The following is a 13775-nucleotide window of genomic DNA, read 5'->3' as shown; positions in this document are numbered from 1 at the left end:
GGGCGTAACAGAACCCGGTACCGGACCGCCGGGGAAAGTTACGTTTCTGAAAGGACCACGGGAGCGCAGGGCCGTGCGGCCGCTTCGAAATGATGAAGTCCGCCTGTTCAGCGCAGGCGCGCGGCCAGCTTCTGGAAGCGCGGGTCCTCCCGGACGTGCGCCAGGTCCGGGTCGCGCAGGGGCCAGGTCCCCCGGAGGCCGGCGTCGATGGACTTCCCGAGGAACTCGAGCGCCCGGGTGGCGTCCGCCTTGAGCGAATAGCCACAGGCCACGCGGTACAGCGCATTCACCCGGTACCGCGAGTCCTCGGCGGCCCGGAGCGACGCCGCGATGGCTCCGTCCCAATCCTTCGCGGCCAGCAGCACCTGCCCGAGCCCGTACCAGGCCCTCGCGTCCTTCGCGTCCGCGGAGAGCAACTCCCGCCAGGCCTTCGCCGCCGCCGGCCAGTCCTCGTCCTCCGTCAGCAGCTCCGCCTGCTGGTGGGCGCGGCCCCGCGCGTCGAGGCTCGGGTTGAGCAGCCGGTAGTCGTCGACGAGGTGCGGCTCCGGCGTCCAGCGGTACTCCATGTACCGCGCCGTCTTCTGCGCCACGCGCAGGCCCAGCAGGCGCGCGACGACGTGCAGCGAGCCGTCGATGCCCGCGGACACCCCCGCCGTGGTGACGATGCGCCCGCTGTCGATGAGGCGGCGTCCGCGGTGGACCCGCGCCTTCGGCGCCATCCGCTGGAGCGAGTCGATGAGGTTGTTGAAGGTCGTCACGTCCAGCCCGTCGAGCTGCCCGGCCTTCCCCAACACCAGGGCGCCGGTACATACCGTCAGCGCCACCTCTGCCTGCTCCGCCGTCCTCGCCAGCCAGCCGGAGAACGCCGCGTCCTCCAGCACCACGCCCGTGTTGCCGCCGGGGATGACGAGGATGTCGGGCGGCGGCGCGTCCTCGGGCGAGAAGTCCGGCGTCACCTTCAGGAAGCCCTGGCTGGTCAGCGGCGCCTTCGACTTCGCGACGGTGTAGACGCGGAAGGCGGGCGCGTCGCCCACCATGGCCTGGTCGCCAGCGGCCGCGAACACCTCGCCGGGGCCGGCGAAGTCGAGCAACTCGACGCCCTCGTACAGGACGATGGCCACGTTGCGCGTGGGGCCCGGGCGCCTCGGCTTCACCTCCGCCGCTCCCGCCGGCAAGACGGCGAGCCACAGCGCTACCGCGAGCATCCACCTTACCGGGTGCTTCATGGTCTTCTTCCTCCTGGCCCCGCCCGGGGCATCGACCGCGTCTGCTGGCGCGTCGCCTTCCACCGCACGGGGCTCACGCCGTACGTCTCCTTCCAGAGCCGGCGCAGCTGGCGGGCATCCGTGAAGCCGAGGTGCGCGGCGACGCTCTCCACCCGGGCCTCGGGGTCCTCCAGCAGGTTCGCCGCCACCTCCAGCCGGACGCGCTGGGAGAAGTCCTTGACGGTGATGCCGGTGGCCTGCCGGAAGGCCCTCGTGAGGCTGCGGGGGCTCATCGCCGCCAGCCTCGCCAGGCGCGGCAGCGTGGCCCGCTCGCGCGGGTTCGCCACAATCCAGTCCTGCACCTTGTGCACGCCGTGGCTCAGGTGCGTGCGGTACTCGAGGAAGACGGACGTCTGCCGCTGCTCTCCGTCCCTCCGGTGATAGACGACCATCTCCCGCGCGACCCGCGCCACCATCAGCGGGCCGTGCTCCTCCTGCACCAGAGACAGCGCCATGTCGATGCCGGACGTCACCCCCGCGCTGGTGAGGAAGGGCCCGTCACGAACGAAGAGCCGGTCCCCCACCCCCTTCGTCGCCGGGTAGCGGCGCTGCAGCACGTCGAGCAGCCTCCAGTGGGTCGCGCACTGGCGCCCGTCGAGCAGCCCCGCGTGCGCGAGCACGAACGCGCCCGTGCAGACCGACGCCATCCTCACGCCCGCCCCATGCGCCTCGCGCAGCCACGCCGAGGGCACCGCTCCCAGCGCGTCCAGCGTGCGCGAGTCGATGCCCGGCACCAGCACCAGGTCCAGCTCGCGCGGGTCGGGCAGCGGCTCCAGCCGGCCGAACACCAGCCCCTGCGAGGAGGCGACCTCGGGCGCCGCCCCGCAGTAGCGCAGCCGGTAGTCCGCGCCGAAGGCATTGGCCTCGAAGAGCACCTGGACGGGACCGGCCAGGTCGAGCAGGTGGACGTGGGGCAGGACGAGCACCGCGACGTGACGGGTCCGGACGGGTGCGCGGGCCCCGGCGCGCGAGAGGGAACGGGTGGACGGCATGCCCGGCACCATAGAGGGAGCGGCCAGGCCTTCCCATGCGCATCCCGGACAATGACCGGACATTTCGGGCCAGGCCCTGACACCGCCGCCGGCCGGGGCTCCCTGGCCGCCGCACGCCGCCCCTGTGTAACGTAGGGCCTGGACTGTCTGCGGGGGTGGCATGCGGCGGCTCTTCATCAGAGCGCGGGAGCTGTGGACGCGGCACCCGGTGGCCCTGGGTGTCGCGGCGACGTTCGGCCTCAGCCTGCTCCTACGGTGGCTGTACCTCCAGGCGTCGCCAGACCGCACCTGGCCCTTCTCCATCTTCTTCTACGGCGACTCGCGCTTCTTCCACGCGTACGCCCTGGACTGGGCGCGGGACAAGCCGGCCCAGGCCGCCCTGCCCTACCACCCGCCCCTGTTCCCCTGGATGCTGGGGCTGCTCTACCGCGTCCTCGGCGAGCCCCAGGGCAGCGCGTACCCGTACAAGCTCGTCCTCGCGCTGCTCAACTCGGCCACGGTGGCCTTCACGTGGTGGTGGTGGCGCAAGGTGCTGGGCACGGGGTGGAGCCTGCTGGCCGCGGCCCTCTTCGCGTCCAGCTTCGGGTGGCTGGTGCTGTCCACCACGTACAGCAATGAAGTCCTGTACGCCCTCTTCCTCTCCGCCACCTGCGCGCTGATGCTGCGCTACCGCGCCGGGCCCACGTGGCCGGGCGCCCTGCTCCTGGGCGCCGTCATGGGCCTGGGCGCGCTCACGCGGGCCGAGCACCTCCATCTCTGGCCCTTCCTGCTCGCCTGGGCGTGGCTGTTCCGGGGACAGACGCCGCTGACCGCGCTGGCCACCCGCTGGGGCGCGGCGGTGCTGGCGTCCGCGCTGGTGCTGGCGCCCTGGGCCGTCCACAACGCGCGCGTGCTGCGCGACATCAACGCGCGCACGCCGGGCCTGGAGCCGCTGCCGGTATTGGCCCCCGTCACCGTCTACGGCCCCATCAACTTCGCCATGGCCAACCACGCCGGGGCCACCGGCGGCTTCACGCCGGACGCCGTCAACCGGCTCGGCCAGGACGGCAACCTGGACGTGGCCAACCCCGCCCAGCGCCGCATGCTCTTGCACGGGTACGCCGAGGGGCTCTCGTGGATGCGCGAGCACCCCGCCGACGCGGCGCGGCTGTGCGTGGCCAAGCTGGACCGCTGGCTGGACGGGCTGAGCCTGGGCTTCGGCGCGTCCAACCTGCCCTCGGGCCTGAGCGGCGCCCGCGCGCCCGTGGACCTCTTCGTCCCCGAGGGCGGCTGGCTGAAGTGGCCGCTCGCGCTGCTGATCCTCGCGGGCGCGGCGCTGTCGCTCTTGCCGCCGTGGCGCGTCTACGCCCTCTTCACCGCGGTGCTGCTGCACCGCTTCCTCATCACCCTCGCCTTCTTCGGCTACTCGCGCGGGCTGCTCGCCATCTTCCCCGCGCTCCTGCCGCTGCTCCTGCTGCCCCTCGTCGTCCTCGCCGCGCGCCGCCCCGCGCTGGCCCCGCGGCTGCCCGCGTACGCCACCGCCCTGCTGCTGCTGTTGTGGGTGGAGGCCGGCGCGCTCGCGCTCCGCACGCCCCGCGGCTTCATGGCCAGCGGCAGCACCGACAGCGCCAGCGGGAAGCTCATCCAGGACGACTGGGTGCGCATCTGGCCGCGCTAGCGGCTCGAATCAGCCCGTCAATAAAAATCCGCTACCAGTGGCGCCGATTGACGCTCGGAGACACTGGGTTTTTCACACTCCGTGCGCCGTCATGTCCGGCAGTCAACATTGTTACTCCTTGTTTTCCTTGAGGATCTGCTTTAGGAGGCAAGGCCGGGAATTACCTATATTCTCATTTTGTTTCAGTATCGCTAATTGCGTGTGCGGGCTCCCTACCGTGGAGCCACCTCGGGCCCGTACCCCGCGGGCCCTCGTCGAGGAGAACCGCATGCGCCACACCAAGGTGTCAGCAGCATGTTGTGCCCTGCTCATGGCAACAGGGAGCTGGGCGTTCCAGCCCCCGGACAAGGGCCAGAGCGTCGTCGCGGACAAGGCCTTCTTCAAACCGGAGCTGTACCTTCCCATCCAGAACGTCCCGCTGGACACCGCGCGCCGGAACATGAATTCGCTCTCGGCGGGCGCCTGGAACGACTTCTTTGCCCGCAACGGCAAGGACGTGAATGTCTACATCGACCCGCGCACCGGCTCGGCCACGGCCGTGCAGGGTTCCTTCCCGCTCATCCCGGGTGACGGCTTCAACAACAAGGTCTCCATCGACCAGGTGCGCGAGTCCATCGGCCGCTCCGTGGCGGACGTGGACGCGTCCGTCGTCGAGGACCTGGTGCTCAAGTTCATCGCGGACAACCAGGCCGCGCTCGGCATCGACCTGATGCAGCTGGGCTCGCCCCGCGTCACCCAGGTGGCCGAGCACCTGTGGCAGGTCCACATCCCGCAGCAGGTGAACGGCGTCACCGTGCGCCACGGCCGCGTCGCCGCCACCATCAGCCACGGCAACCTCATCCTCGTGGGCACCGAGGCCTGGGCCAACGTGGGCATCGACACGAAGCCCGCGCTCGCTCCCGCGGACGCGCTCGTGGCCGGCAACGGCTTCGTCGGGCTGAACACCTCGCCCCAGCAGCTCTGGCAGCAGCCCACGCTCGAGGTGGCCCCCGTCGCCCGCGCCGGTGAGTCCTTCGCTGGCGCCGTCGGCACCGGCTACGAGCACGTGCTCGTCTACACCTACGGCTTCCAGGACCCGAACGGCCACCAGCGCTGGAAGGTGACGGTGGACGCCAACTCGGGCGAGGTGCTCGCCATCGAGGACGACAACCACTACTTCGACGCGCAGATCAAGGGCGGCGTCTACCCGACCACGAACATCGGCACCTGCGCCGACAACACCGTGTGCGGCACCATGCAGCCCAACACCCCCATGCCCTGGGCCAACACGGGCGTGGCGTCTCCCAACAACTTCACCGACGGCGCCGGCATCTACAACTACACCTCCGGCACCTCCAACACCACCCTGTCCGGCAAGTACGTGCGCGTGTCCGACAGCTGCGGCGCCATCAGCGTCAACTCCACCTCGGGCAACATGGACCTGGGTGGCGTGAACAACGACCACGACTGCACCGTGCCCGCCGGCACCTCCGCGGGCAACACCGCCGCCTCGCGCTCCAGCTTCTACGAGCTGAACAAGCTCGCGGAGCAGGCCCGCGGCTGGCTGCCCACCAACACCTGGCTGCAGGGCCAGCTGCTCTCCAACGTCAACATCAACTCCACCTGCAACGCCTTCTGGAACGGCTCGTCCGTCAACTTCTACCGCAGCGGCGGCGGCTGCCGGAACACCGGTGAGATTGGCGCCGTGTTCGACCACGAGTGGGGCCACGGCATCGACGACTTCGACGCCAACGGCACGCTGTCCAGCTCCTCCGAGGGCTACGCGGACATCGCCGCCATCTACCGCCTGCAGACGTCCTGCGTGGGCTACGGCTTCTTCCAGACGTCCAACAACGGCTGCGGCATGACGCCGGACGGCTCGGGCTACAACGTGAACGAGGCCCAGACGGGCGCGGCGTACTGCGCCACCAAGTGCTCGGGCGTGCGTGACGCGGACTGGGCCGCCAGCGTTCCCGGCACCCCCAACACCCCGCAGAACTTCGTGTGCACCCGGTGCAGCTCCGGCACCGGCCCCTGCAGCCGTCAGGTGCACTGCGCCGCGTCCCCCGTGCGCCAGGCCGCCTGGGACTTCGTCGCGCGTGACCTGCGTGCGGCGCCGTTCAACTACGACTCCAACACCGCCTTCATCGTCGCCAACAAGGTGTTCTACCAGGGTAGCGGCAACGTCGGCACGTGGCACGGCTGCAACTGCACCGCCGGCACCTCCGACGGCTGTGGCGCCACCAACGGCTACATGCAGTGGCTGGCCGCGGACGACGACAACGGCAACCTGGCGGACGGCACGCCGCACATGACGGCCATCTACGCCGCCTACAACCGCCACAACATCGCGTGCAGCACGCCGGCTCCCGTCAACAGCGGCTGCTCCGCCGGCCCCAGCGCCGCCCCCACGCACACCGCCACCGCGGGTGACGGCCAGGTGGCCCTCAGCTGGACGCCGTCCGCTGGCGCCTCCGAGTACTGGGTGATGAAGACCGAGGGCTTCGCCGGCTGTGACTTCGGCAAGGCCAAGGTCGCCACCGTCACCGGCACCAGCTACACCGACACCGAGGTCGCCAACGGCCGTCAGTACTGCTACTCCGTCGTCCCGGCCTCCTCGAGCGCCTGCTACGGCCCCGCGAGCGCGTGCAGCTGCGCGACGCCGGTCTGCGCGGCGCCGGGCGTCGCCTCGCTGGCCACCCCGGCCAACGGCGCCACCGGCGTGGAGCCTGCCGCGGCGCTGGACTGGGCGGACGTGACGGGCGCCTCCACGTACGAGGTGCAGGTCGCCACCGACGCCGCCTTCACCAACGTCGTGGCCACCGCCACCACGCTGGTGGGGAGCAACTGGACGGTGTCTCCGGCGCTCAACACCACCACCACGTACTACTGGCGCGTGCGCGCGAAGAACTCGTGCGGCGGCACGGGCGTGTGGTCCTCCACGTTCAGCTACACGACGCGCGGCTGCATCACCCTGACCGCCCCGGTGCTGGCCTCCCCGGCCAACGGCGCCACGGGCGTGGGCCTCAGCGCGACGCTCGACTGGGCGGACGTGACGGGCGCCACCCGCTACGAGGTGCAGGTGGCCACCGACGCCGCCTTCACCAACGTGGTGCGCTCCAACACCACGCTGGCCGCCAGCGCGTGGACGGTGACTCCGGCCCTGTCCAACCTCACCACGTACTACTGGCGCGCTCGCGCCGCGGACAGCTGCGGCACCAGCGCCTACAGCGCGACCAACAGCTTCACCACCACCAACATCTGCACGCCGGTCACCGCCACCTTCAACACCGCGCTCCAGGCCCCGTCCTGCGGCAACGTGTGCGGCTGCGACACGGGCCCCACGCTGGTCAACGGCCGCGGCACCCTGTCGGGCGGCGCGGAGCCCAACCAGCCGAACACCATCGCCGACTCGTGCGCGGACGGCAGCAGCGGCACGTACCACTCGGACGAGAGCGTGGACCGGGTGTCCATCAAGACGGTGGACAACGGCCCGCTGGCCGCGGGCAAGCAGGTGACGGCGTCCGTGACGGTCTGGTGCTGGGGCACGTCGGACGCGCTCGACCTGTACTACACGACCAACGCGTCCGCTCCGGCCTGGACGACGCTGACCACGAACCAGGCCTGCACCGCCAGCGGGGCGCGGACCTTCACGCACACGTTCACCCTGGGCGCGACGACGGGCAACCACGCCATCCGCGCGCAGTTCCGCTACGGCGGCTCGGCCAGCAGCGCCTGCGTCTCCGGCAGCTTCAACGACCGCGACGACCTCGTCTTCGGCGTCAGCGCGGCGGTGGCCTCCTCGCCCTCGGGCAAGAAGGGCAACGCCCAGGGCCGCTCGGCCCCGGCGGACCGCTGACGTCCCGCCGGCTCCGGCCGGTGTGACACGTGAGTAGCAGGGGGCTCCCGGGAAGCGCTTCCGGGGGCCCCTTCGCTTTTTCAGTGAGGCTCGTGCCGCTCGTGCCGCTCGGGGGGATGCGGAGGCTCATGCCGGGGCTCCTCCATGGGCCCGGCGAACAGGAGCCCCTCCTCCACCGCGCTCCGGCCCGCCTCGTGCTGCGCCAGCTCGCGCTTGTGCGCCTGCTTCCAGCCGTCGTGGCGGTAGCGGAGCACCTCCTGGACGAGCACCTGCGCCGCCGCCGCCATCGGCACGGCGAGCACGACGCCAGCCAGCCCCGCCAGCGCGCCGCCCACCAGCGCGACGATGGAGATGAGCAGCGGGTTCATCCGGATGGCGCGCCGCTGCACCATGGGGCCGAGCACGTTGGACTCGAGCTGCTGGTACACCATGAACACCACCACCGCGATGATGGCGGGGCGCAGGCCCAGCGTGGCGAACGTGGTGAGCCCCACCAGCACCGCGCTGATGACGCTGCCGATGAAGGGGATGACGCCCAGCAGCATCACCACCAACCCCAGCGCCAGGAAGTACGGCACGCCCTGGATGAGCGCCACGGTGGCGGCCACCGTGCCGCCAATCGTCATCACCAGCAGCGTGCCCGCCAGGTAGTTGCCCACCGCCTCGCGCATCCGCCCCACCAGGAGCCGCACGCGCGGCCTGCGGCGCGGGGACACCCACTGGAGGATGCTCTCGTAGAGGTCCTCGCCGAACAGCAGCGTGAAGACGGTGAGCGCCACCACGGTGATGCCCGCCGCCACCAGCCCCAGCGTGGAGGACAGGACGTCGATGGCCCGGCTCGCCAGGTCCGCCGGCTCGAAGCGGGCCAGCACGTCCTCCGTGCGGACCTGCACGCCGTAGCGCTTGCTCAGGTCCTGTATCCACTCCGATTGCGACAGCGCCTGGATGCGCGCGGGCATGGATTGGACGAGGGACTGGAGCTGCTGCACCAGCATGGGCACCAACGTGCCCACCAAGAGCCCCATCATCCCCAGCAGCAGCAGGGCCACCAGGGCCACGCCCAGCCCGCGCTTCACGCCCCAGCGCTCCAGCCGGCGCACCAACGGGTCCAGGGCAATGGACACCAGCAGCACCACCGCCAGCAGCGTGAGCACGGGGTACAGCCGGCGGATGGCCAGCCAGCACAAGCCCAGCAGCAGCACCTGGAGCCCCACGGACCACACCGTGCGCGGTGGCACATAGACGGGGAGCTGCCGACGCGAGGCCTTCATGCCTCCCAAGGTAGGAAGTGGCGGGCCGCATGGCAGGCACGCCTCGGGTGCGCACGCGCCGGTGGCCGTCATGCGTCCACGGGCCCTGGCGCCGAGACGCCTCGTCGCTGAGCAGCCGAGCGAGCAGGCGCACGGCTGGCGCCGCTCCTTCCAGGTGGGCGACCGGGGGCCTCAAGGCCCACCCGTGCCATTGGGGCCGTTCGGCCCCACCCTGGAGGGTGAAGACGGTTCACAAGAAACTGGGACGCGACCTGTCCGATAATCTTCAAGCCAGACTGCACGGCGCGAAGGAGGCCGCGATGTGGATTGAAGCCATCGTCATGCCCCGAGAGGCTCCAAAGCCGTCACGCTCCCTTTCGCGGCGCGGACGGGGCAGCCGTGCGCCTGCCTCCTCGCCTGCTCCCGAGCGCTCGCGTGTCCACGGCGCCGGACGTGAGGAGAGCCAGCGCTTTCGCGACGCGGTGGTGGGCTTCCTGCAGGCCCGGCACCTCATGAGCGCGGTGCGGTGGGTGAGCGAGCCGGGCGCCCTGCCTCTCGTCACGCTCCACTGCACGGTGGTGGTGCTGGAGCAGTTGCGGCAGGCGCCAGAGTTCGAGGCCGGGCTGTCCATGCACCTGGAGTTCCTCGCCTGAGCGCTGCGTGGCCCCGACCGCGCCCCTAGCTTCCACTGGAGGACAGTGGCAACCGCGGGGGTACACGCCATGAGCCAGCTCATCATCAAGCACTTCTCGACACCGGACGAGCGCCGTCCCTTCGTCGCGCACGGGCATGCCGAGATTCTGAACTTCGAGGACGGACGCGCCGTGGGGCTGGCCGTCTTCGAGCCCGGGTGGAAGTGGTCCGAGGACGTCCGTCCCCTCGCGGGCACGGAGACGTGCCAGCTGCCGCACACCTGCTTCATCGTCTCCGGCCGGCTGGCCATCGCCCTGGACGACGGCACGCGGGGAGAGCTGGGGCCCGGGGACGTGGCCCTCATCCCGCCCGGCCATGACGCCTGGGTCCTGGGCGATGAGCCCTGCACCATGGTGGACTTCGAGGGCATGGCCCAGTACGCGCGCCGCGAGGAGACGGGCGCGCGGACCGACGCCATGGAGCAGGTGTCGCCCGGCATCCACTGAGCCGCTACGGCGTGCAGGACAGGCCGGGCTCGGGGCGGATGTGGCCCTCGTAGGTGAGGCCGGTGGGGCCGTACCAGGGCAGCACCTCGATGGTGAAGCGGCCGGCCTTCACGGCCGGGTCCTGCGCCGTGAGCGCCACCGCCTCCTCGCGCGTGGCGACGTCGAAGATGAAGATGCCGGCGAGCGCGTCCGACGGGGCATCGGCCGGCACGTCGAAGGGGCCGGCGATGACGAGCTTCCCGCACTTCGCCAGCCGCTCGATGTTGGCCATGTGCCCCTTGCCCGCCTCGATGGCCTCCGGGGTGCGCTCCTTCGTCCACGCCGGCCCGCGCCGCAGAAAGGCCATGTAGTAGGTGCGCATGGAGAACTTCTTCTCCGGCTCGGGAGGGGCACTGGCGGCGCCCTGGGTGGTGGCGCAGCCGGTGGCGAGGGTGAGCAGAAGGGACAGGCGGAGGACGGTTCGCATCGCGCCTGCTTACCACGCGTGTCCCGGCCTCTCAGGGCGGCTCCTCCTCGCGGCCTCCCAGCTCCCACGCGCCGTCATGCCAGAAGGACTCGGAGAGGACGTTCTCCACGTCCGGGTAGAGCGGGCCGTCCGACAGCGGCAGGCCAAGCGCCTCGGCGAAGGCCAGGTCGTAGTCGAGGAAGAAGTCCTGGAGCGCTGGCGGCGCGCGCTCCGGGTACACGTTGAAGGGCACCAGCTGGTCCTCCTTCGAGATGGCCAGCAGCTGCCGGGCCACGACCTGCCCCCGCGCGTCGCGCGCGTAGAGCACGCGCTTGTTCACGTCCAGCACCACGCTCGCGGCCGAGTCGTCACAGACGCCATTGAGGCCCAGGCAGGTCCCCACGAGCGTCCCCAGCCGCAGCGCCTCCAGCGCGTCCTGCTCGACGGCCAGCGTCACCGGCCCCACGCCGGGCACCTCGCGACGGAGGACGAGCCCCTTCAGCCAGCGCTCCGCGTCCACGCGCGGATGGCGCTCGAACCATTCGCGCGAGAGCGGATGTCGGGTGACGAAGTCCCGCTCCCCGGAGAAGTAGCGCGCCAGGAGCCGCCGCAGCGCACGGTGGTTGCGGTTGATGAGGCTCGCCATCTGGAGCGCGTGGCGGACCCGAGTGTCCCGGGCATCGGCGGGCAGTGCGCCGCGCAGCCGCCGCAGCACGAGCCGCGCGAGGACCTGGAGCCGCAAGCGGACGAGCCCCTCGGACGCGACGCGGAGCGCCCTCTCGATCTGGCCGGGGGGGAGGCCTCGCCCCTCCTCCAGGGCGAGCCGCGCCTTCCTCGGCAGCGGGCTCTCGACGCCCTCCACGCAGTGCTCGCGCAGCAGGGCCACCATCCGCTCGGGAGGCAACGTGAAGGGGTCCTCGCGCACCAGCGGATGGCGGGCGTACTCCGCCATCACCTCGCGCCCCACGTTCCGCCGCGGCGTGCCCAGCAGCTGCATCGTCCGGCCGAGCAGCTCGGGGAAGCGCTCCAGCGCCTCCAACACGAGCTTCGCGTCATGTGGCACCAGCAGCGCCATGCCCTCGCCCACCAGCACCGCCAGGGAGTCGTGGGCACAGCAACGCTCGAAGGCGAGGAGGCTGTGCTCGGAGATTCCCCGCAGCCGCTGGCGCACCTCCGGCTCCGGGTGCCGGAGCAGGGGCGTCAGGGCATACGACAGGCGGTCGCTCTCCTGGAAGGGAGGCCTGCACACGCGCTCGGAGAAGGCGAGCACGGTGGGTATCCGGTCCTCGGGCATGTCCCAGGGCGGGGGGTCACTCGCCGCGGCCCTGTGGACCATGTGGACGCAGCGGGACTGGTGGCTGGCCGGCGTGCGGCGCAGTTGTTGAAGCAGCGGTGGGACGACGCGACGGGCCACGCTCCACCAGCGCAGGCGCACCTTGTGCTCCACCTCCGAATCCCAGAGGGCCCGCAGCAGGGCCACGACGTCGTAGGCCACGGCGGGTGCCAACTCCATCCAGGGAATGGAAGCGAGCAGCTCTCCGAACCCCGGCAGGTCGCCGCACAGCGTCCAGAGCGTGTGCAGGAAGAAGGCCTCGGGATGCTCGGGCTCCAGGTGGAGGCCGAGCTGGAGCAGGCACTCCTCCGGCACCGGGCCGCTCTTCATGGGCCACTGCAGCCAGCTCTCACGGTCCGGACGACTCCAGGCCGCGAGCAGCCGGAAGCCGCTCATGAGGAACGCGGGCTCATACCGGGCCGCGAGCCCCTGGAGGTACTGCACGCGCCACCGGGGTTGGTTCGCGATGAGCGGTTCGATGCTCAGGTCGTAGTCGCCCGCCTTCGCTCCGGCCACGCCCGGTTCGAGGAGCGCGGCGAGCAACGCGCCCTGGACCTCCGGCTCCAATCGCGCGGCGACCTCCAGCCAGGGGAGGCCCGCCTCGGGGCCCCAGCGCAGAAGCATCCGCGCCGCGGCCACGTAGAGGACGGGGCGGGTGTCGATGGCGAGCGTCCCGCGCAGGGCCAGGAGCCGGGCGAAGCTCCCTTCGGGACCTGTCGACAGGAGCTGCCCCAGTCGGATGAAGCTCGAGGGCAGCTCGGCGCCGCGCGTCTCGATGAAGCCGTGGTGGTAGGCGAGCGCGGCGTCGGCGCGGCCGGAGGACTCCAGCGCCGCGACCATGCGGCGAAGCCGCTCACCGTCGTGTCCCTCGGACTCCAGCCGGCGGACGGCCTCGGACAGGCAGGGACGCAGCGCTTGCAGCAGGGCCTGGACGTCCCTCCGATGCAGCAGATGGAGCCGCACGTCGAGGACTTCCGGCTGCCGGCGCTTGGGCGGTTGATGGATGGTGCCGCGATAGCCACGCGGGTGCGCGGCCGTGCGGCGGAAGGGCGCGGGCGGAGACTCCACCCAGGGATGCCCCAGGGTGCGCGAGGGCACCTCGTCGCCGGGCGTGGTTCCCAACACCAGGCGCAGGACGTGGACCAGGGTCTCCGGGGTGGCCCCACGGGTCTGGGCCAGGGCCTCCCATGATGCGAGCAGCTCCGAGCGCCCGGGCGATTCCGTCTCGCTGAGCTGCTGGAGCGGCACCCGGACGAGCGCGGAGGCCTCGGCCTCGTTGGGCAGGACGAGGGCCACGAGTCCTGTCGGCTCCCTCAGGATGCACACCCGCTGGCGCATGGCCGTCCTTCCTCGCATGGCCCGGCATCGAAACCAACCCACGGCCGGAAGCCCGTGCTCCCGCCAGACAGGCATCAAGGATGCGCCACGCTGGGCGGCCCTGGAGCGCCGACGTCCACCCCGGGCATGGCCTGACGCCGGACGCCGTGCCCCGTTCGCCCAGGCGACTTCCCGGGCCAGGAACCCCACGCCCCCAGCGAGAACTTCTCGAACTTCCCGAGACTGCCGAATCCTTCTCCATGTGAGCCATGTCCCGCCTCCATGCATCAAGAAGGCGCACGGGCCTGGAGCCACCCGATGCCCTCCCGTGACTGCATCGAGGGCGCACGAGCCGGGACTCCCGATGCCCTCCCGTGCCCCCTGGACCCGCGCGCTCGTGTCTGCCCCCACTCTGGGCCCTCGGTGGTGGGAACGAAGTGCACGCAGCCAGATGACCCGCCAGGTCCTCCCCGGGCGCGGGCCCCACCCTCCCTGGCATGTCAGCCCCCTCCGGTAGAAGGGTCGCCGTGGAGGAATGA

At 71.3% G+C, this 13775-nt stretch carries 9 protein-coding genes; 4 read left to right on the top strand and 5 right to left on the bottom strand.

Going from position 1 to position 13775, the window contains the following annotated elements:
* Nucleotides 1-107 precede the first annotated feature (107 nt).
* Both HG543_RS29195 and HG543_RS29190 read right to left on the bottom strand, forming a co-directional pair.
* Nucleotides 108-1226: a DJ-1/PfpI family protein gene (locus HG543_RS29195; RefSeq protein ID WP_169348171.1), complete on the bottom strand. Its 1119-nt coding sequence runs from the start codon at nt 1224-1226 to the stop codon at nt 108-110.
* On the bottom strand, nt 1223-2257 hold the full coding sequence (locus HG543_RS29190) for a GlxA family transcriptional regulator (protein ID WP_169348170.1): 1035 nt from the start codon (nt 2255-2257) through the stop codon (nt 1223-1225). The genes HG543_RS29195 and HG543_RS29190 overlap by 4 nt, the downstream gene beginning before the upstream one ends.
* Before the next feature lie 160 nt (nt 2258-2417).
* On the opposite strand from HG543_RS29190, the gene HG543_RS29185 reads away from it, so the two are divergent.
* Nucleotides 2418-3914 (top strand): ArnT family glycosyltransferase, encoded by a 1497-nt coding sequence (locus HG543_RS29185; RefSeq protein ID WP_169348169.1) that lies wholly within the window; start codon nt 2418-2420, stop codon nt 3912-3914.
* Between the two features lie 268 nt (nt 3915-4182).
* Nucleotides 4183-7752 (top strand): PepSY domain-containing protein, encoded by a 3570-nt coding sequence (locus HG543_RS29180; RefSeq protein WP_169348168.1) that lies wholly within the window; start codon nt 4183-4185, stop codon nt 7750-7752.
* Nucleotides 7753-7832: 80 nt separating this feature from the next.
* Here HG543_RS29180 and HG543_RS29175 read toward each other — a convergent pair whose 3' ends face one another.
* Nucleotides 7833-9023 carry an AI-2E family transporter gene (locus HG543_RS29175; protein ID WP_169348167.1) on the bottom strand — a complete coding sequence of 397 codons (1191 nt, stop codon included), beginning with the start codon at nt 9021-9023 and terminating at the stop codon, nt 7833-7835.
* A 299-nt stretch (nt 9024-9322) separates the two neighbouring features.
* Here HG543_RS29175 and HG543_RS29170 point away from each other — a divergent pair, with 299 nt between their 5' ends.
* Together HG543_RS29170 and HG543_RS29165 are read left to right on the top strand one after the other, a co-directional pair.
* Nucleotides 9323-9655 carry a hypothetical protein gene (locus HG543_RS29170; protein ID WP_169348166.1) on the top strand — a complete coding sequence of 111 codons (333 nt, stop codon included), beginning with the start codon at nt 9323-9325 and terminating at the stop codon, nt 9653-9655.
* A gap of 69 nt (nt 9656-9724) precedes the next feature.
* Nucleotides 9725-10141, top strand: coding sequence for a cupin domain-containing protein (locus HG543_RS29165; protein ID WP_169348165.1), 417 nt, complete (start codon nt 9725-9727; stop codon nt 10139-10141).
* Nucleotides 10142-10145: 4 nt separating this feature from the next.
* On the opposite strand, the gene HG543_RS29160 is transcribed toward HG543_RS29165, so the two are convergent.
* Nucleotides 10146-10607: a YciI family protein gene (locus tag HG543_RS29160; protein ID WP_169348164.1), complete on the bottom strand. Its 462-nt coding sequence runs from the start codon at nt 10605-10607 to the stop codon at nt 10146-10148.
* A gap of 31 nt (nt 10608-10638) precedes the next feature.
* Nucleotides 10639-13257 carry a hypothetical protein gene (locus HG543_RS29155; protein ID WP_169348163.1) on the bottom strand — a complete coding sequence of 873 codons (2619 nt, stop codon included), beginning with the start codon at nt 13255-13257 and terminating at the stop codon, nt 10639-10641.
* Between the last annotated feature and the right edge of the window lie 518 nt (nt 13258-13775).

Origin of the sequence: Pyxidicoccus fallax, from assembly GCF_012933655.1 — a bacterium.
GTDB lineage: Bacteria > Myxococcota > Myxococcia > Myxococcales > Myxococcaceae > Myxococcus > Myxococcus fallax.
Note: the sequence above shows the minus strand (reverse complement) of the source record. Positions and strands in the feature narration are given on the sequence as shown.

What these genes read in the sequence shown, in the direction of transcription:
- HG543_RS29170 (WP_169348166.1), top strand. Translation starts at nt 9,323, where the DNA reads ATGTGGATTGAAGCCATCGTCATGCCCCGAGAGGCTCCAAAGCCGTCA.
- HG543_RS29195 (WP_169348171.1), bottom strand. Translation starts at nt 1,226, where the DNA reads ATGAAGCACCCGGTAAGGTGGATGCTCGCGGTAGCGCTGTGGCTCGCC.
- HG543_RS29175 (WP_169348167.1), bottom strand. Translation starts at nt 9,023, where the DNA reads ATGAAGGCCTCGCGTCGGCAGCTCCCCGTCTATGTGCCACCGCGCACG.
- HG543_RS29165 (WP_169348165.1), top strand. Translation starts at nt 9,725, where the DNA reads ATGAGCCAGCTCATCATCAAGCACTTCTCGACACCGGACGAGCGCCGT.
- HG543_RS29185 (WP_169348169.1), top strand. Translation starts at nt 2,418, where the DNA reads ATGCGGCGGCTCTTCATCAGAGCGCGGGAGCTGTGGACGCGGCACCCG.
- HG543_RS29160 (WP_169348164.1), bottom strand. Translation starts at nt 10,607, where the DNA reads ATGCGAACCGTCCTCCGCCTGTCCCTTCTGCTCACCCTCGCCACCGGC.
- HG543_RS29190 (WP_169348170.1), bottom strand. Translation starts at nt 2,257, where the DNA reads ATGCCGTCCACCCGTTCCCTCTCGCGCGCCGGGGCCCGCGCACCCGTC.
- HG543_RS29155 (WP_169348163.1), bottom strand. Translation starts at nt 13,257, where the DNA reads ATGCGCCAGCGGGTGTGCATCCTGAGGGAGCCGACAGGACTCGTGGCC.
- HG543_RS29180 (WP_169348168.1), top strand. Translation starts at nt 4,183, where the DNA reads ATGCGCCACACCAAGGTGTCAGCAGCATGTTGTGCCCTGCTCATGGCA.